This is a genomic window from Methylotuvimicrobium buryatense (assembly GCF_005931095.1).
GTDB lineage: Bacteria > Pseudomonadota > Gammaproteobacteria > Methylococcales > Methylomonadaceae > Methylotuvimicrobium > Methylotuvimicrobium buryatense.
This window is the reverse complement of sequence record NZ_CP035467.1, coordinates 2310805-2329463: the sequence shown is the minus strand read 5'-3', so window position 1 is coordinate 2329463 and position 18659 is coordinate 2310805. Positions and strand designations below refer to the sequence as shown.

The 18659-nt window shown below is 44.1% G+C and carries 19 protein-coding genes; 12 read left to right on the top strand and 7 right to left on the bottom strand.

Features of this window, described 5'->3' with window-relative positions; all coding sequences use genetic code 11:
- Positions 1-4: 4 nt before the first annotated feature.
- From EQU24_RS10475 to EQU24_RS10465, 3 genes are all read right to left on the bottom strand, one after another.
- On the bottom strand, positions 5-1381 hold the full coding sequence (locus EQU24_RS10475; protein WP_017839554.1) for an HDOD domain-containing protein: 1377 nt from the start codon (positions 1379-1381) through the stop codon (positions 5-7).
- A 3-nt stretch (positions 1382-1384) separates the two neighbouring features.
- Complete coding sequence (locus EQU24_RS10470; RefSeq protein ID WP_235726380.1) at positions 1385-2572, bottom strand: HDOD domain-containing protein; 1188 nt, start codon at positions 2570-2572, stop codon at positions 1385-1387.
- A 164-nt stretch (positions 2573-2736) separates the two neighbouring features.
- A complete protein-coding gene (locus tag EQU24_RS10465) occupies positions 2737-4017 on the bottom strand; it encodes an HDOD domain-containing protein (protein ID WP_017839556.1) in 1281 nt (426 codons plus the stop codon).
- A 131-nt stretch (positions 4018-4148) separates the two neighbouring features.
- Between EQU24_RS10465 and EQU24_RS10460 the strand changes: the two genes are divergently transcribed.
- Positions 4149-5879, top strand: a complete 1731-nt coding sequence (locus EQU24_RS10460; protein WP_017839557.1) for a hypothetical protein — start codon at positions 4149-4151, stop codon at positions 5877-5879.
- A gap of 17 nt (positions 5880-5896) precedes the next feature.
- Here the strand turns inward: EQU24_RS10460 and EQU24_RS10455 are convergent, their stop codons facing one another.
- The 3 genes from EQU24_RS10455 to EQU24_RS10445 all read right to left on the bottom strand — a co-directional run bounded on the left by EQU24_RS10455 (position 5897) and on the right by EQU24_RS10445 (position 9052).
- Positions 5897-6823 carry an ExeA family protein gene (locus EQU24_RS10455; protein ID WP_017839558.1) on the bottom strand — a complete coding sequence of 309 codons (927 nt, stop codon included), beginning with the start codon at positions 6821-6823 and terminating at the stop codon, positions 5897-5899.
- 553 nt (positions 6824-7376) lie between these two features.
- On the bottom strand, positions 7377-8039 hold the full coding sequence (locus EQU24_RS10450; protein WP_017839559.1) for a TFIIB-type zinc ribbon-containing protein: 663 nt from the start codon (positions 8037-8039) through the stop codon (positions 7377-7379).
- Positions 8040-8044: 5 nt separating this feature from the next.
- Entirely contained in the window at positions 8045-9052 is a 1008-nt protein-coding gene (locus EQU24_RS10445; protein WP_017839560.1) for an SPFH domain-containing protein, read from the bottom strand.
- A 386-nt stretch (positions 9053-9438) separates the two neighbouring features.
- On the opposite strand from EQU24_RS10445, the gene EQU24_RS10440 reads away from it, so the two are divergent.
- From EQU24_RS10440 to EQU24_RS10410, 7 genes are all read left to right on the top strand, one after another.
- Positions 9439-9999 carry a gamma carbonic anhydrase family protein gene (locus EQU24_RS10440; RefSeq protein WP_017839561.1) on the top strand — a complete coding sequence of 187 codons (561 nt, stop codon included), beginning with the start codon at positions 9439-9441 and terminating at the stop codon, positions 9997-9999.
- An 8-nt stretch (positions 10000-10007) separates the two neighbouring features.
- A complete protein-coding gene (gene dusA, locus EQU24_RS10435) occupies positions 10008-11051 on the top strand; it encodes a tRNA dihydrouridine(20/20a) synthase DusA (protein WP_083877627.1) in 1044 nt (347 codons plus the stop codon).
- A 39-nt stretch (positions 11052-11090) separates the two neighbouring features.
- On the top strand, positions 11091-11633 hold the full coding sequence (gene folE / locus EQU24_RS10430) for a GTP cyclohydrolase I FolE (protein WP_017839563.1): 543 nt from the start codon (positions 11091-11093) through the stop codon (positions 11631-11633).
- A gap of 46 nt (positions 11634-11679) precedes the next feature.
- A complete protein-coding gene (locus EQU24_RS10425; RefSeq protein WP_017839564.1) occupies positions 11680-11871 on the top strand; it encodes a hypothetical protein in 192 nt (63 codons plus the stop codon).
- Complete coding sequence (locus tag EQU24_RS10420; protein ID WP_017839565.1) at positions 11868-13475, top strand: MutS-related protein; 1608 nt, start codon at positions 11868-11870, stop codon at positions 13473-13475. Before EQU24_RS10425 ends, EQU24_RS10420 begins: the two co-directional genes overlap by 4 nt.
- A gap of 116 nt (positions 13476-13591) precedes the next feature.
- Complete coding sequence (locus tag EQU24_RS10415) at positions 13592-14164, top strand: transglycosylase SLT domain-containing protein (RefSeq protein ID WP_017839566.1); 573 nt, start codon at positions 13592-13594, stop codon at positions 14162-14164.
- A gap of 25 nt (positions 14165-14189) precedes the next feature.
- On the top strand, positions 14190-15032 hold the full coding sequence (locus tag EQU24_RS10410) for an HDOD domain-containing protein (RefSeq protein WP_235726381.1): 843 nt from the start codon (positions 14190-14192) through the stop codon (positions 15030-15032).
- Positions 15033-15220: 188 nt separating this feature from the next.
- Here EQU24_RS10410 and EQU24_RS10405 read toward each other — a convergent pair whose 3' ends face one another.
- A complete protein-coding gene (locus EQU24_RS10405; RefSeq protein ID WP_017839568.1) occupies positions 15221-15805 on the bottom strand; it encodes a Maf family protein in 585 nt (194 codons plus the stop codon).
- Positions 15806-15864: 59 nt separating this feature from the next.
- Here EQU24_RS10405 and EQU24_RS10400 point away from each other — a divergent pair, with 59 nt between their 5' ends.
- The 4 genes from EQU24_RS10400 (at position 15865) to EQU24_RS10385 (ending at position 18657) form a co-directional block, all read left to right on the top strand.
- Positions 15865-16389, top strand: a complete 525-nt coding sequence (locus EQU24_RS10400; RefSeq protein ID WP_017839569.1) for a YceD family protein — start codon at positions 15865-15867, stop codon at positions 16387-16389.
- On the top strand, positions 16389-16571 hold the full coding sequence (rpmF, locus tag EQU24_RS10395) for a 50S ribosomal protein L32 (RefSeq protein ID WP_083877628.1): 183 nt from the start codon (positions 16389-16391) through the stop codon (positions 16569-16571). The genes EQU24_RS10400 and rpmF overlap by 1 nt, the downstream gene beginning before the upstream one ends.
- Before the next feature lie 92 nt (positions 16572-16663).
- Positions 16664-17692, top strand: a complete 1029-nt coding sequence (gene plsX / locus EQU24_RS10390; RefSeq protein ID WP_083877629.1) for a phosphate acyltransferase PlsX — start codon at positions 16664-16666, stop codon at positions 17690-17692.
- Positions 17689-18657 carry a beta-ketoacyl-ACP synthase III gene (locus tag EQU24_RS10385; RefSeq protein ID WP_017839571.1) on the top strand — a complete coding sequence of 323 codons (969 nt, stop codon included), beginning with the start codon at positions 17689-17691 and terminating at the stop codon, positions 18655-18657. The genes plsX and EQU24_RS10385 overlap by 4 nt, the downstream gene beginning before the upstream one ends.
- The last annotated feature ends 2 nt before the right edge of the window (positions 18658-18659 follow it).

The following is an 18659-nucleotide window of genomic DNA, read 5'->3' as shown; positions in this document are numbered from 1 at the left end:
TCGATCAAGAAAGAATTTGCATCGCCGCATCGATGCGCTGCCGCGCTTTGTGCAGGATATGCAGTGAAAAGTCCGGCGTCAATTTACCGTTGTTCAATTTGGTGTATGCAGGAATCGAATTGATATAGGGTAGTTCTTTATCATGTTGAATGCCGATATAGCTGTGTAATTTAGCCAGTATGATAATGTCGATCAGCGTCAGATTATCGCCGCTGTCATAATACCAGTCTTCGGCGTGTTGCGGAATTTGCTGAAGTTCTTCAGAAAAACCGAGGGTATGCAAGACTAATTTTCCTATTGGGGCTCTTAAAACCGGGATTGCCTCATTCAGTTCCGAGCGATTTTTATAGTGCTCAGGGTGTTGTTCGGCAAAATGAAGCAAAGGGATGATGCCGATATCGCTGATTAATCCCGCTAATAATGCGTCTTCGGGGTTAACCCGGCCGCTTTCCTGGGCCAATATAAAACTCAGGCTCGAAATGTAAAGGCTGTTTTTCCAAAGCGATTGCATGGCGGCAAGCAAGTGTTCGTTTTGACATCGAAACATTTGCTTGAGTCCGATGCCCATCACTAGCTGACGCGTGGCGTTTAAGCCAAGACGTGTAACCGCTTCCTGGCAATTGGTGACCGGCGAAATTGGAGAGTAAAGAGGGCTGTTGGCGATCTGGACTAGCTTGGTGGCGATTGGCGGGTCGATTTGAATAATTTTAGCGGCTTCGCGGATATCAATCTCGAATTCCATCGCTTGCTTGAGCTTTAGAGCGACTGCGGGTAAAGAAGGCAAGGTTAGCTTGTTTTCGCGGTAAATTCGGGAAAAGTCGGCAAAAAAAACGTTATCTTCGATTTGTTTAGGCAGGTCGATATCGATCAGTTCTAGGTGCGTTGCATCCGCTTTACTTTGCTCAGTCCACAATTTAATGAGCTCTGCCGAGACTTCGATGATCTCAACATCGGTTTTGGCGATTGCCGTAGCGCCAATAACTTTGCCGCTGTTAATCGGTAAATGCGACAGCGGCGAATCGGCGCTCATTTGATAGATGCTTTCGCAGTCCGGCGTCAATTCGAGTGTTCCTTTGTGCAAATAAAGCACTTTGCCATTATTGCCTTGCCCCCTTACGAAAATCGTAGCTCCGGCCCGATAACAGTTTGTCCGTTGCTGCAAAAGCTCGATTGCTGCATCGTTAAGATTTCTTATCGGCACGAATTGTTTGAGTATTTCGACTGGCTGTTTTATGCGGCTTGTTTTGAAAGGTTTATCGCAGGCTAAAATAGGATCCGCAGCCGTAACGGGACGGTTTTCAACATGTTCCTGTGGATCGTTTTTAGACTCGGAAGGCTTGGATGTAAAACGACCGATTAAATGGAAAAACCAATTGGGCATACGTCAAGCCAGAAAGTATTTCATTGTTTCGTTAATTTGTTGTTTGGCATCTTGCAATATTTGCAGTGACTGTTCAGGTGTCAATAATTGAGAATCCAGCTTTTGAAATGCCGGCAAAGTATTGATTAAAGGCAGTTCAACCCTGTACTCATACTGTGTCAATAAGAAATGGAATTTAGCCAACAGCACAATATCGCTTAGGTTTAAGGCTTCGCCGGAATGATCGAACCAGTTGCTTACTTTTACCGGAACTGTTTTGAGATTATCAGGAAACTCCCATCTTTCCAAAATGATTGAGCCAATTTGGCCTTGCAATGTCTTGATGCATTGGTCAAGATCACTCACTGTGAAAGCACTTTCCGGCAATTGGTCGGCAAACATTAACATGGGTAGGGTGCCGATATTATGCAGCAGTCCGGCCAGCAGGGCTTCTTCCGGGTTGACTTGGCGAGTCAAGTTTGCCAGCGTATAGCTAATGCAAGAAACCTTAATACTTTGTGCCCAATTTTCCTGAATACGTTTCTTAATCGTAGGTTTTTCGCTTTTTATCAGGTTTTTCATGCTGATCGCTGTAACCAGGTTCATGGTATTTTTAAACCCCAATCGATTAACCGCATCATGACAGTTTGTAATTGGGTTGAGTGTTCGATATACCGGGCTATTGACGATTTGAATTAATTTTGCCGCGATAAACGGATCCATGTTGACGATCTTGACGACTTCGGCAATGCCGATGTCTTGCATTGCCGATCGCCTAAGCTTGAAAGCGACATCGGGAAAGCTGGGAATTTTTAAATCGCGTTGCTGAAAATGCTCGTAAAAGCGGAGGAAAAATGGATTGTTTTGTAGCGAATCGGAGGCAAGTAACGGGTCATTTAACGGGTTAATCGGGTTACGGTTAAGTAGTAATACGGTTTTTGGAATATAGATGACCGTAACATTCGATTTAGCGATGGCGGTAAACTGGTGAAAATCCCCGCTCGATAATGGAAACAATGCTTTTAGAATGGCTTCGTTAATTTCTTGCCCAATACCGCTGGCCGTTTCTAAATACACCGTACCTTTGCACAGATAAACGAGTGCATCGACCTCGGTACCGCGAATGAAAAGGGCAGCCCCCGGGGCGAAACTTTCGGTGCGAATTTTTAAAGCCTGTATCTCTTCTTCGGTTAACAGTTGCCCTAAAGGCATTAACCGTTTAAGAAAATTAACCGGAATTCTAACCGGTTTAATGTTGTTTCTTGAGTGATTTTCTCTTGAAAGCTGTATTTCAGCCGTTATCGATTGTTCCCTTTTGGGAGCTTGCTTAGGCTTTGGAATAGGTCTTTTTTTAAATAAATTCAGTAGCATAGTATCTATATTGCAAAAGCTCGCTTGGCTTCGTTAATTTTAGTTTGCGCGTCATGAAGAATATGTAACGAGTTTTCCGGCGAGAGTTGGATAAAATCCAGTTTGCTTGCTGCTGGTATGGAAGTTATTTCCGGCAAATTAGCCATCTCCGGTGTGCCGATTTTACTATGCAGTCTTGATAATACGACGATATCGATTAGAGAAATCTGATTGCCGCGATGTTGGTACCAATCGTCGGCATACAAAGGTATTTCGTAGAGTTCTTCGGGAAAACTCCATTCTCGCAAGATATAGGCGCTGACGGGGCCTCTTATAAAGGGAATGACACGCTCAAGCGACTCTTCCTTGTAGTAATCCTCCGGAAGGTTAGCGGCAAAATTCAAGAAAGGAACAATCCCTATATCGCAAACCAAGCCCCCGAGTAAAGCCTCTTCCGGATTGACTTTTTTGGTTTCGCTAGCTAAGACGTAGCAAATACAGGAAATGTAGATGCTTTGCCTCCAAACCCTATCCAGTATTTTTTTGATCAGTGGATTCTGGGAATGAAATATTTGTTTAAGACTGAGAGAAATCACTAAATTTTGGGTTGCTTTTAAACCGATTCTATTGACTGCTTCGAAGCATGTTTTAGCCGGAATAGCGGTTAAATATAACGGGCAGTTTGCAACTTGAATCAATTTCGCCGCCATGACCGGATCCAGTTGGATTATTTTAACGGCTTCGGCCACGCCAATTTCGGCTTGAATTGCTTTGCGCAGTTTAAAAGCAATATCCGGCAGCGACGGCACTTCCATTTCCTCCTCTAGGTAATACTGTGAAAAAGCTTGCAATAATCGATTATCGGTTAATTCTTTCGGTATGTTAAGCGGCGCTGGATGATGGGAAGCGGGCGGCAATGCGCACATGATTTTATGCGAAACCCTCAATAGACTTACGTCGGTTTTAGCGATAACATTCAAGGCGTGTTTGATACCGCTACAGAGGGGGAATTTAGCGCGTGCGGTATTGGCTTCGACTTCATAATTTTTTCCGGCGCTGTCGGAAATAATGACCGTTCCTTTCAATAAAAAATAAGCCGAGTCGTTTTGTTCACCTTGATTGAATAAGATAGTGTTGGCGGGAAAAACCTCAGAGTACCGGTCGGTTGCGAAAGACTCCAGCATTTCTGTATGTAAACTACGAATGGGAATCAACGTTTTCAGCGTTTCGACCGTTATCGGGTCAGGGTTAATGCTGCACGCGGAACCTTGTTTGTTATCTTTGAAAAAATAATTCAATAAAGACATGCTGATTCCGTAAAAAACATTCGCCAAAAGTAAAAATTTGGAATACTGATTCGACTGTTAGTCTAAACTGCAATCGAGTATAGCAGAAACCGCACCCGCTTAATGACACTTACTAATGATTAAGAACAAAAATGAATAAACTTAAATTCAGATTGCAATCCAACTTAACATACGAAGCAATGCCATTCGCTCCTGACGAACAATCTTTTGCGAAATGGCTGGATTTACTGTCTTCTGAAAATGGTTACGAAATTTGTCGTCAACTGGCTTCGGTTTTTCATGCCATGAATAGCATGGATATCAGTCCTCGATTTCGCTTTACATGTCTTCTTAAAGCAATTCCGCTGGTTAATGAAGTGGCCGAGAGGCTTGAAAGCTTATATTTGGATAGCGGCTTTCCCTTATCTGGAGAAGAATCTTCGAATGTCGAAATTTTAGTATGGGTTTACACGCAATTGACGATGAGTTTTTCGGATTTGAGTCATCAGCTCGAATCGATAGATACCAATTGGAGCAAGCAGGAACAAGCACAAATATTGTTTTCGGCAATGTATTCCGCGAGTCAAGTTTTACTGCATATAAGTCAAGTCTATGCTAGCGTTCAGAAAGGCTTTTGGTTAAATTGTTACCGTAATTACATAAGAGCGCAAACCCTTGAGCTTTTAAATATTCCAGTGAATATGAGTCATGTTAAGCATAAAACGATCGCAAGCGTCTTCAAGCAAATGCTTATTTTTTCGTGCTGTGATACGGATTGTTTTAGAGTTCGTGAAATGAATACTCTATTCAATTTGCTAGCAGAGTGTGTTGATACCATCAGCTTAACTAGCGAGGTGGCACCTGAAGCTATACAAGGTACTTTTCAGTTAAACTTGGATATCGATGAAGCGCCTAGCAAAAATTTACCCCCCCTAACCGAACCACAAAACAATACCCGTTATATTGCCACACTGCCAATCGTTAATTTTCTCATTACTGCCGCTCAAACAAGAAAAGATAAAAAAACGGATTTTCGCTTTATCGACAAGGATCTGCTTTTCAGAGTGGCGGAAGTATTGACTAAAAAACGCACAAGAAAATACACCCGTATCGTATCGACAGAGAATGCTAGGGGCTATATCGGTTTTAAGTCAATCGTCAGTGTGCTCGCAAAAATACAGGGTGTCGACAATGAAACAATTAAAGTGCGGTCTGCACATGACCCAAGAATTGCCGGAAGTTGGCAAGTACCGGATTTAGATTTGGTTCCGGAAGGCGATGAAATTGCTTATAACTTAAACCAGAAAAAAACCGGACTTTCGGCTATCGATCCGAAAGCGGCCAAAATCCATAAACTCAGCGCACTGGCTTCAGGGACTAAGAAAATTTGGTCGCAACCTGAGCCGCTTGAACTACTCAATGAAATTCCGTTCGGCGATTTTTTGATCTTGAATAGCAGCATTAAAGGCTATGCATTGGTTTGGAGTTCGGAAGAACAAAGAATCAAAGTTGGCGAGTTGTTCGCGGTTCAACAACCAGGGTTTAAGGAATTGGAAATCGGTCAGATCCGAAGAATCAGTCGACTTGAAGACGAGGGGCTGATTCTGGGCATTGAATTGATGGGAATGCGTTCTGAATTGGTTTGGATCATTTTGCTTGGAATTAATAAGCAAGAAGGCCAACTGGCGATTTATGTCCCTGCCGATTCGATTTTACATCAGCCTGAGAGTATTGTTTTAGGTGCGCATTACTTAAAACCAGGGCAGACGATTGAGGTTCATCGGGGAAATCAAAGAATGCTTTATCGTATTGGAAAGCTTTTGCATGTCACAGCCGCGTTACAGCATATTGAATTAGTGGCTATTAATGAAGGTTCCTCTTAAATATTTCTAGCGGTCGTTTAATGACACTTTGAAATATCGACTCCGGTTTTTTCGAGAATTGCCCGGCGTAATTTTTCTGCTTCCGCTACCTTCTGCATTAAGTCGGGTTCCGGGCAATGCTTTCCTCTGAAGCGATTAATCCCGCCCGTTTTCCTTTCATTGATAACCTCGACAATCGTTTTCCAGCCGATTTCCTTAGTATCATTGGCGAATGCAAAGACCATTGCCAAGTCGCATATATTATTAATAAGGCGCGGAACACCTGCGCTGTAATAAAAAATAGCCGCGCAAGCCGATTGATTGAATACTTTGGTCTGGCTGCCTGCGATTTGCAAGCGATGATCGATGTAAAGCTCGGTTTCTTCAAAGTTAAGAGGAGTCAGATGGTATTCGATCGAGATACGCTGAGCAAACTGAATCAGCTGCGGCTCGTTCAGCTTATCCACGAGTTCAGGCTGGCCGATCAAAATCAACTGGAGCATGATTTCTTGCTGGACATTAATGTTGGAGAGCAGTCTGAGTTCTTCCAGTGTTTCAATTTCCATGTTCTGCGCTTCATCGACAATCAGCACGACGCGCCGCTTTTTCCGGGCTTGTTCAGTAATGAATTTGACGAACAGTTGGTAGCGCTCTGCTTTGGATTTCGTGTCATGACTGATGTCGAACGCACCTAGCACCCAAGTCAACAAATCGCCGAAAGCACTATGAGTATTGGTGATTACGCCGACGGTGCACTGATCCTTGATTTTATTTAACATACTTCGAATCAATGTGGTTTTACCTGAGCCGATTTCGCCGGTTATCACGGTAAAGCCGGCGTGACTCATCAAACCGTACTGCAAGGTGCTTAACGCTTTTCGATGCTTTGAGCTCAGGTACAAGAATTCCGGGTCGGGAATCAATGAGAATGGCTTTTTATTAAGACCGAAGAATTTTGTGTACATTTAGATTTCTCATTCAAGCTGAATTGATTTTACGGTATTAGATTCAGCAAAGCTTAAGTAACGGTTAAAAAATATAAAATACTTCAATAACGGTTGCGTTTTGCTGGCATCTCGTCAATGTATGAGTGTCGTCATGTACTTAGCGTCATTTAATGGATAAAAAAATTTTGTCATTCAAATATCTTTGAAAAAATAGATTTAATATACCTTTCGCGCTTCAAATTTCGGCAGTGCCTGAGGAGGCGCCGGGGTGTGCGGCAAAGGCTTTGCCAGCATGGAGCGGGCATAGAGCCTACAGGGATGTATTTACGGAGTCCTTTGACAGACTCCCCGGCGCCGAATTTTGATCTGCGATGGGTATTAACTAAGCCGCCTATTATAACTGAATTAAGCATCCGAAGTAGTTTCGATAAAATTGTGCCAGCAATTCCCAGTTTGAGCAGTTTCGCCGATTTTAGGGTGTGGGGTATGCCTGTCAAGGGCCGCAGTGAAAGCAGAACCTTTCAGATTATTAGGCGATTTTTCGCTCGATTCTAGGAGTAGCTAATCACAATTAACTAAAAAGTTTAGCAATTAATGAAGATAGCGCGTCCAGAAAAACCGGCTCACTCGTTGAGTTTTCGTAAGTAACCCGATGGGGTTTTGGGGGTATAACAAATTGTTTTACTTTGGTTTTATTGCGAAACTTTTGCTCATGCAATAGTAATCCACCCGCTTTTTTCCATTCCATCAAGTGCGTAATTTCCCCATTATCGAGCCATATTCCGTGCGCATTGCATCGGTCGATGACGACGCCGCTTCGATGACCGTAATTAATGCGACGCATGAAGGCATCGCATACAGGACATTTGATGTACTTAACTTTTTTGCTGTGTGCTTGATAACGCTCGACACTGATATTATGAAGCAATTGTTGATTGATACTGAAAACATTAGAAACCGAACTTTTCAGTAATCGTTCGATCTCACCGGGGTCGAAAAATAAACCGAAACAGTGTTCGCAGCGTTCTATCATGAATTCGCCGAGGCCATCATTGAGGTCTAAGCCAACCGTGTGTAAAGACTCTGCGCAGTGCGGACATTTTCGTTCCGATTCATGATCAATGGTGACAAAATGATGCTTTCCATGCAAGTCGACGTCATTTCGCGTACCGCAATAGCGGCAAAGGTTGGTATTGGCGAGCAGCGGCGCGGAGCAGTTATGACAGCGTTTCATAGGACTTAAAAACGATCGAGAATTTCTTTTCTTTTATCGGCGTATTCTTGCTCGGTAATCAAGCCGGAATCATGCATCTGTTTTAATTGCGCTAACTTTTGCACCGCTTCCGAATTACCTTGCGGTTGACTGGTTTGAACCGGTATAGCGGTTTGCGCCATGGATTGCCCGAAACCGAGGCCCGCACCCATGGCCATGCCAAGTCCTGCCGCACCGCTTTCGTTTCTGGCTGCGTCGCGCATCGCTTCTAGTTGTTGCAGTTGCGTATAATCGATACCTGCGATTTGCGCGGCATGTGTCTCGGCCGTCAAGTCGGCAATACGTTTGATGCGTGTTTGCGTATCCTCGTCGAAATCGGTGCCTTCGATGCGAAAATCGGTGATTTCAAAACCGAGTTTTTGAAAGGCCGTTGATAATTTGATGTGCATACCGTGTGCGATTTCTTCGCGATTCGCGTCGATATCGGCATAGCTGAAACGACTTTCGGCAAGATAATCGGCTAATGGATGCATGATACGAGCCGCCATGATTTCGCGAAACTCGTTGATATAAAAATTGTTATGGTTTCCGGCAACGTTAATGAAAAAATCCTCGGCATCGTAGATTCGATAACTGAAGTTGCCGTAGGCTTTTAGTCCTACCGGAAAATGATACTTCGGATCCTCATATTTGATGGGTGATGTGGTCCCCCATTTTTGATCGAGAATTTTAGTTTTTCTGAAAAAATAGATCGCAACTTTATGTTCGCTGACAAAAAACTGCATGAATTTTTTAATCGTCGTCCAAAAAGGAATATTCGCGGTGTTGAGTTCGACAAGACAAGGTTCTTGAATGACCGCTTTGACTTTACCTTCGTAAACAAAAATGCAGCCTTGTCCGGGCCCGACTATCAACTTGGAAGCATTTTTGATTTCGTCGCCGTTGTCTGTCCATTGTTCGAGCAGCGCTTCCGGATGCGGGTTATTCCATTGTATGACCGAACGAAGCTGTCGTTTAATACCGTTAAAAATCACAATGGCAACCTCTGTTTTATTAATTTGTTAAGCATTGGTATTCTCGTATGAAGGCTATAATGATTCAATTTTAAGTCGGTTGACGACTCTTGTTCATCGCATTAAAGTTTTCGTTTTTGAATTTAGGATTTCGTGATAAATAACCCCCTGGAACTATGAGCATTGTTGAGGGTTCGGTAACTCGCTTGACAAGACGCCGTGAATACGTCCTTGTAGGCTTGACGGCGTAATCTGATGCCATGGATGGCATGAATGCAGATTTCGCATGAGAAAAAATCTGCCCTGCCGCCGACACCTGCCAATCGAGCAACCGAACCCTCCAAAAATAGGGAAGTTATTTTCGACCAAATCTTTAGCAAAATTATAGTAAATAACCTGGAGGTTATGTGTCGATTAGAAGATTTAAAGATAAACAGCCTATCATAGGCCGTTCGGTTTTGATCGATCCAAGCGCTGTTGTCATTGGCGACGTCGTATTGGGCGATGATGTGTCGGTTTGGCCTTCGACCGTTATTCGGGGCGATGTTGAATCGATACGTATCGGCGATGGTACTAATGTACAAGACGGTTCGGTCTTGCATGTTTCCCATGCCGGTCCGTTTTCGCCTCAAGGTCAGCCTTTAACGATCGGTAGAGGCGTTACGATAGGTCATAATGCGGTGGTTCATGCCTGTACCGTCGGTGATTATTGTTTAATCGGCATTGGGGCGATTATTTTGGATGGAGCTGTTTTAGAAAATTACGTCATGCTCGGCGCCGGTGCGCTGGTGCCGCCCGGTAAAAAGCTCGAAAGCGGTTTTCTTTATGTCGGCAGTCCGGCCAGGCAAATACGTCCGTTGTCGGATCGTGAAAAAGAATTTTTGGAATATTCCTATCAGCATTACATTCAATTGAAAAATGAGCATTTGCAACATAATACGGCTCAACCGAACCAGCCCAGTTGCTGAATACAATCATGGCTCAATCTGAATTTCAAACTTGCAATGTAGCCACTGTCATCACATCGAAATCCGATTCAGCATTGCCGGAAATCATAACGCCAAGAAAGTTCTGCGTTGCCCCTATGCTCGATTGGACGGACCGGCATTGCCGGTATTTTTATCGGTTGATGTCAAAACATGCTTACTTATATACCGAAATGATTACGACCGGTGCCTTACTGCATGGCGACCGGGACCGGTTTTTACAATACCATCCCGACGAAAATCCATTGGCATGTCAATTGGGCGGTAGTCATCCTCTGGAATTAGCGGCATGCGCTAAAATGGTCGAAGATTACGGCTATCACGAAGTTAACCTGAATGTCGGTTGTCCTAGCGACCGTGTGCAAAATGGACGATTCGGCGCATGTTTGATGGCGACTCCGGAATTAGTTGCCGAATGCTTATCGGCAATGAGTCGGGTCGTGTCGATTCCCGTGACTGTCAAATGTCGGATCGGTATAGACGATCAAGATTCCTACGAAGCGCTGCATCGTTTTATTACTCTGGTCTCCGAAGCCGGGTGCCGGGTGTTTATCATTCATGCCCGAAAAGCCTGGTTGAGCGGACTGTCTCCAAAGGAAAACCGGGAAATTCCGCCGCTACGCTACGATGTGGTATATCGGATCAAGAGGGACTTTCCACAATTGGAAATTATTTTGAATGGCGGCGTCCGCTCATTGGATCAAGCGCTTGTCATTAATAACGAGGTCGATGGCGTCATGGTCGGAAGAGAGGTTTATCAGAATCCTTATTTATTAGCCGGCGTCGATGAACTGTTTTACCGGAATTTTCATGCCATCAAGAGTCGTGAACAAATAGTAGAAGCCTTACTTCCTTATGTGGGTGAGCAATTAAAACAGGGCGTGCGATTGTATTCGATAGCACGGCACCTGCTTGGGCTTTTTCACGGGGTTCCTGGTGCCAGGTCTTGGCGACGGCATATTAGCGAAAACGGGACGAAACAGGATGCCGATCAAAATACGCTACTCAAGGCATTAGATTTAATATCCCGATAAGGTATACTGGCCTGCTTTTTTAATTATAGAGAACGAACGATGGAAGAGTATTTTTCCAAAATTATCGAAGCAGTCGGAGAGGACGTTACCCGCGAAGGTTTGGTCGACACGCCTAAGCGGGCATCGGATGCATTCAAGTTTTTGAACAATGGTTATGAAAAAAACTTGGATGATGTGTTGAACGGGGCTATATTTCAAGCCGATACCGAAGATATGGTCATCGTTAAGGATATCGAACTCTATTCGTTATGCGAACATCACCTGTTACCCTTCATCGGCAAATGCCATGTCGGTTATCTCCCTCAGGGTAAGGTGCTGGGTCTTTCAAAGGTTGCACGAATTATCGATATGTATGCCAGGCGCTTACAGATCCAGGAAAAATTGACTAAACAGATCGCCGATGCTATCGAGAAATCCATCAATGCCAGAGGTGTTGCAGTAGTTATAGAAGCCAAACATCTATGCATGATGATGCGCGGTGTCGAAAAACAAAATTCGGTGATGACAACGTCAGTGATGACGGGGATTTTTAGGGAAGAAATCAGCACTCGCTCGGAGTTTTTGAATTTAATTAATCGTTAATGCCAGCCAAAAAATGGTAGGCATTTTGTCCTCGTAAGGTTTTGCGATGAAAGACTACGATAGAAATTGCGCGGTTTGCAGGCTGATGCGCAGTTTAGCATTTAGCGGGCTCGGCATGGGTATCGGCGGTGGAGTCGCTTATCTGTTCGGAGCGTCAAGAGAAACCATTACGATGGTCGGAATTGTGACTGCGGCCATTATTGTGTTTGGCATTATCGATAGAAAGAAGAAACCATGAAGTCGACAATATTACAAACTTGGCCTGAAAATTGGCCGGATACACGATCAAACTGGTTTGCCGATGGCGAACCGGGCGTAATCGACGCGGGCGCTTTCAGCGCGATTGAAGTCGATGAAATCTTCGATACTTTAAATCATACTCAAACTATTGCCGGACAATCGGTTTTGTATCGCTCGCTCGCCAAACCGCTCGATTCGATCGAAGCTATCAAAGCGAAGCAACAAGCGGTCGAAGCCATTGCTGATGACGCCGAATTGAGACAACAGCTTCAAGGCATTGTTGAACAAGCCTCGAGTAATGAAAAGAATCTTTATTTGTTGTTATACGGTGAATTTTTGGGTTCTTTCGGAACGGCACGCGAAGATAATGAAATCGAAGGTTTCGGCTATCTTCAATACAAGCGTGGCACCCGGTTCATGCTGGACCTAGTTGACCAAGTCAAGGCCGTGCCTGAAACGCAAAGCTCCTATTTGAATGAGGTATTGGGGCAGATTAAAAACTTTACCGAGAGTCGAGCTTACTCATTGATGAAAGGCCCGGTATTTATCAGCGAACAAGGCATACAGAGCAAACAGGAACGAAAAGGATCGTGGATCCCAGCGATTATTTTTAAGCCTAATCTCTTTAAACCCTTATTGATTGCTCTTTTTTTTGGGGTGCTTTGGGCGCTTGCGAACTTTTTTCCTACTAGCCTGTTTAGTATTTCGAAGGAATCGATACCGGTGGCATCGATTTTCTTTGTGCCGCTACTGTTAATTTATTTTCCTGTGGTCGGCGGTTTTGATCGGGACAGTTGTATTATTCCGTTACGCAATGAGTTTAAAACTTCGCAAGCGGTTGGCGAAACCTTAGATGCGCTGGGCCAATTAGATGAATTGCTTGCGTTTATAAAATTCCGGGAAAGCTTCGGTGGGGACCTTGCTCTTCCGCAATTTATCGAAGCCGATCATCATCGTATCAATCTCGTTAATGCACGCAACCCTGTTCTTGCTTACCAGAACCCGGAGTATGTCGGTAACGATTTTCAATTGGACGATGATAAACTAGTTTTAGTTACGGGCCCCAACAGCGGCGGTAAAACAGCATTTTGTAAAACGATTACGCAAATTCAACTATTGGGACAAATCGGTTGCTATGTACCGGTCAAATCTACGACTCTAACCGTTGCCGATAAGATTTTCTATCAAGTACCGGAAATCAGTCATTTGGATGATGGAGAAGGTCGTTTTGGTACCGAGCTAAAAAGAACTCGGGATATCTTTTTGGCTACGACAGCTAAAAGCCTCGTTGTGCTCGATGAGTTATCCGAAGGCACGACCTTCGAAGAAAAGCTCGAGTCGTCTTCCAACGTGCTTAACGGCTTTTACCGAAAAGGCAATAGTACTATTTTAATCACACATAATCATCAGTTAGTTGATAATTTTGTTGCGGAGGGCATCGGCTTGCCGAAACAAGTCGAATTTGCCGGCGGTGCGCCTACCTATAAGTTAATAGAGGGTATATCCAGAGTCAGTCATGCCGATCGGGTAGCTAAGAAAATCGGGTTTTCCAAGGAAGATATCGACAAATATTTGGCCGATTCGAAAGGCGGTGCCAGTTAAAATAAAAAGTTCTATGGAATGGACTACACTGATTGTGTGAAATGGTGCTTAGGTTTTATAACAATTGTTGCGCATAATTTGGACTAATCGTTCGAAATAAAAATTGGGAACAAGTCATGCGAAAAAAGATCGTTTTCTATGTAGCCTTTTTTTTGTTCTCCGAGGTTTTATCGGCCGATATTTATAAGTATGTTTCGCCCGACGGAAAAGTTTATTATACCGATCGGCCTTCCCATCGATTTTATAAGCGAATCATCCGCACCCGTCCTTCGAGTTACAATTGGGCTGTGGGGCAAATGAAAGGTAATAAGCAGAAGTATAACGATATCATTGCGCAAGCAGCTTCGAAACACCAGGTCGATGAAAAGCTTTTGCATGCCGTTATTCAAGCAGAGTCCGCTTATCATGCCCAAGCAATTTCTTCGGCAGGCGCGGTAGGATTAATGCAATTGATGCCGGATACCGCTAAGCGCTACGGCGTTCGAGATCGTACCGATCCGGCGCAAAATATCAATGGCGGGACACGCTATTTGAAGGATTTGCTAAAGATGTTCAATTCAAATTTAACATTGGCCGTTGCCGCATATAATGCCGGCGAAGGCGCGGTAAAAAAATATAATAATTCCATTCCTCCTTATCCTGAAACCCGTAATTATGTTAAACAGGTTTTAGCGCTTTATCACAAGTAAGGCGGGCTCAACGGTGGCAAAGAGCTTGACTGCAAAATCCTTAATAAAAGACTCTGTCAAACTCTATTCGTTGCCCGATATCTATTTTCAAATCAGGGAAATGGTTCGAGACCCTCGCTATACCGCTGTCGATATCGGTAGAGTCATAACAAAAGATCCGGCTTTAAGTATGCGTTTATTGAAAATCGTCAATAGTTCATTTTACGGTTTTCAAGCAAGAATCGATACCATTTCCAGAGCCGTTACCATTGTCGGAATAGATGAATTACAGAGCTTGGCGTTAGCGACTTCGGTTGTCGATACTTTCGACAACATTCCCGATGACTTGATTAACATGACCGACTTTTGGATACAAAGCATTCATTGCGCGGTCATTGCTAAACTACTAGCTAAGAAGGCGGCAGTTTTGCATTGCGAACGGTTATTTTTGACCGGTTTGCTGCACGATATCGGAGCATTGGTCATCTATACCAAGTTGCCCGATCAATCTCAGCAAATACTGAAGAACAATTTCCAAAACAAGCGTCAACTGGCCAATTTAGAGCGGCAAGTCTTGGGTTTTACTCGTGCCGATGTAGGAGGGGAGCTGGCAGAATCATGGAAACTCCCCGAATCCATATCGGAAGCGATACGTTACCAACTGCACCCTGAAAAAGCATTAATCCATAAATTAGATGCTCATTTGCTTTATTTGGCGATTAATTTGAATGAGAGTAAAACGCGTGATGAGTTTTTGTCGACCTTATCGTCATCAACCTTATCTATTCTTCGGCTCAATGAAGCTAAAATCAAACAAGTAATGGCGGCGGCGGTTGATGAGGCCAATGCCACATTCGACATATTGGCACCGGGCAAACAGTTCCATTAAGCCTTTTCAAGGCTCTTAATCCTAAATTCGGCAGTCAGTCCACGAAAATCGCGAAATACACCAAAGCAATCATGCGGTTACATAAATCTCTTAAATCACTCAATTGGATAAGCGACTCGAAAGTATAACTAATTGAATATTTTCGTGTGTTTCATGGACAAAATGCTTTTTCTTGGTTAATGAATTATTTAAATCACCTTAACGCCGAACTTTTCCAGTAAGCCAATTAATTTAATTAAAGGCAGTCCAATCAGAGCATTAGGATCGTCTCCCTCAATTTTGCTCAATAAAACAATACCCATTCCTTCAGATTTGAATCCTCCCGCGCAATTAAACGGTTTTTCCAAGTCGACATAACGCTCGATGGCGATGTTTGTTAATTTTTTGAAATAAACATGGCATTCATCGATATCGCTAATCACTTCACCGGTTAAGCTGTTTGCAACCGCTACCCCGGTGTAAAATGTCATGCATTGACCTGAGGCGGCCGATAGTTGTTCAATGGTGGTTTTTCTGTTGCCCGGCTTACTAAGCCGACAGCCTTTGAGAACCGGGACTTGGTCGGAGCCGATAATTAAACTGTTTGGAAATTTTCCGATTAATTCGCCGGCTTTGGCTTCGCTAAGCCGGCGAGCGGTTTGCCTTGGAGACTCATCGGGTAGCGGTGTTTCGTCAAGCCCCGGCGAATCGCAAATAAATTCCAAATGTAATTTTCGTAACAAAAATTGTCGATATTCGGAAGATGACGCAAGGACCAGTTGTTTGATTTCCATTTTAGAAAGTTATATTGCGGTTTGACGAAGTACTCTATTACGGATATCATTGCCCGGTTATGTTGGATCGATTACCCGAACTTATAGATCCTTTGAGTTTTGCTGATAAGCATAGCGAACTCTCGGGACAAATAAAACTAAAAAGCCTAAGTCGTTTAGCGCCTTTGCTAAAAGATGACGCGGGTGTTGCCACTGTTGAACTTTTTTTTAGCAGACACGGACGACTGGCAAGCATTGAAGGGAAAATTGCAGCGACATTGAACGTGGCGTGTCAAAACTGTTTAAATGCGATGGATTTGCATATAGAAAACAACATTAAGCTCGGAATCGTTAATTCATTGGATGAAGCGGATCGATTGCCGGAAGATTATGAGCCTTTGCTGGTTGGGGAAGGAAAAATTCCCCTCAAAGATATTGTTGAGGATGAGCTATTGCTCGCCCTGCCTGATTTTCCGCGTCATTCGGAAGCTTGTTTTAGAACTGAGACAAGTATCGATCGTCAGGATTCTTTGGATGTCGAGCAATCGAATTCTAATAACCCTTTTTCAATTTTAGCCAAACTAAAGCATACTGGAGTGAAATAATGGCTGTACAAAAAAGCAAAGTAACCCGTTCAAGACGTGGACAGCGTCGTTCTCATGATGCGTTAACCAGCAAGACCCTATCTCAGGATCCGTTGACTGGAGAAACTCACCTGCGTCATCACGTTAGCCCCGATGGTTTTTTCAAAGGCCGCCAAATCGTGAACACTAACGACGAAGACTAAGTTAAGTCGATTTCTTTTATATCAAGATGCTCAACCGAACCGGATTTATCCGGCTCGGTTGAGCATCTTATTTTTCAGGGTCATTCGCAGGCGTGAGTTTAACAATTTCAATTGATGCGATGGGCGGGGACCATGGGCCCGCGGTAACTATTCCGGCGTCATTGGATTGCTTAAAGAACAATCCAAACTTAAAACTGATCTTAGTAGGCGACGAAGCCGTGCTAAGAGATCATATGCCTCAGGCTTTGGTCGATTTTGCCGGTCGGCTTTCGATTCGACATGCATCGCAATGCGTCGGCATGGACGAGTCGCCTTCTAAAGCATTAAAAAATAAAAAAGATTCTTCAATGCGTGTCGCGATTAATCTGGTTAAGAGCGGCGAAGCCGATGCTTGTGTGAGCGCGGGTAATACCGGTGCGCTGATGGCGACCGCGCGCTTTGTTTTAAAAATGATTCCGGGCATAGATCGACCGGCGATTATCTCGACAATACCTTCGATATTCGGTCACACCCATGTTTTGGATTTAGGCGGCAATGTCGATTGCACGGCAGAGCATCTCTTTCAATTCGCGGTAATGGGATCCGAATTGGTCAAAGCCGTTGAAAACATCGATAATCCGACTGTTGGTTTACTCAACATCGGCGAAGAGGACGTGAAAGGTAACGAGCAAGTCAAAGCCGCCGCCAAATTGCTTGAAAACTCATCGTTAAATTATATAGGTTATGTAGAAGGGAATTCCTTGACGGCGGGTAACGTCAAGGTCGATTTGATTGTCGCCGACGGGTTTGTCGGTAATGTAGCTCTAAAATCCATTGAGGGAGCCGCTAAGATGATCGGTACCGTTTTGAAAGAAGCGTTTAATAAAAATATTTTTACGCGACTGTCTGGTTTGCTAATCTATCCGGTCATTCGATCCTTCAAGCAGCGAATAGACCCGCGGATGTATAATGGTGCCAGTTTTCTTGGCTTAAATGGTTTAGTGATCAAAAGCCATGGCGGTGCGGATGCTCTGGCGTTTAAAACGGCCGTGCAATTAGCGGAAATAGAAGTTTCCAAAGGCGTCATTAGAAAGATAGGCGAGCAGGTCGAAACCATATTATCGAAAAGAGAGAGTTTATGACGCATTGCTCTAAAATAATCGGCACAGGCGGTTACTTACCTAAGCAAATTCGCACAAATGACGATATTTCAAAGATCGTCGATACCTCTGATGCTTGGATTTATGAGCGTACAGGTATTAAAAGTCGTCGTATCGCGGCACCCGACGAGACTGCGTCAAGCATGGGGGAAATTGCCGCTCGCCAAGCTATTGAAGCAGCCGGCATAGCTCCTGAGCAAATCGATATGATTATTGTCGCGACCGGCACTCCGGATCGCGTTTATCCGAGCACCGGCTGTTTATTGCAAGAACGCTTGAACATCAAAAATTGTGTGGCGTTCGATATTCAAGCCGCTTGTTCGGGCACCATCTATGCGTTAAGTATTGCAGACCAATATATTAAATCGGGAGCAGCTAAAACCATTTTAATTGTCGGCACCGAAATTTATTCCCGGATCATGGATTGGAGCGATAGAAGCACCTGCATACTCTTTGGCGATGGTGCCGGCGCCGTTTTATTGCAAGCTTCCGATAGCCCCGGCATTTTATCGACCCACATCCACTCGGACGGCGGATATGAAGAGTTGCTCTATTTACCTAATCCGCAAGTCGCGGCAGAGTCTAATCGCGATGAACCCGGCTATGTCAATATGCGCGGTAACGAGGTGTTTAAGATTGCTGTCAATACACTCGGCCAAATAGTCGATGAAACTTTGGCGGCGAACAATATGGAACGCTCCGAGATCGACTGGTTGGTCCCGCATCAAGCCAATACGAGAATCATTGCTGCAACCGCCAAGAAGCTTAAAATGTCGATGGATAACGTCATATTGACATTAGAGACTCAAGGCAATACGTCATCGGCATCCGTGTTGCTAGCATTGAATGAAGGCATTAGAGACGGGCGAATTCAGCGCGGTCAAGTGCTCTTATTGGAGGCTTTCGGAGCAGGGTTTACGTGGGGTTCCGCTTTAATCAAATACTAGAG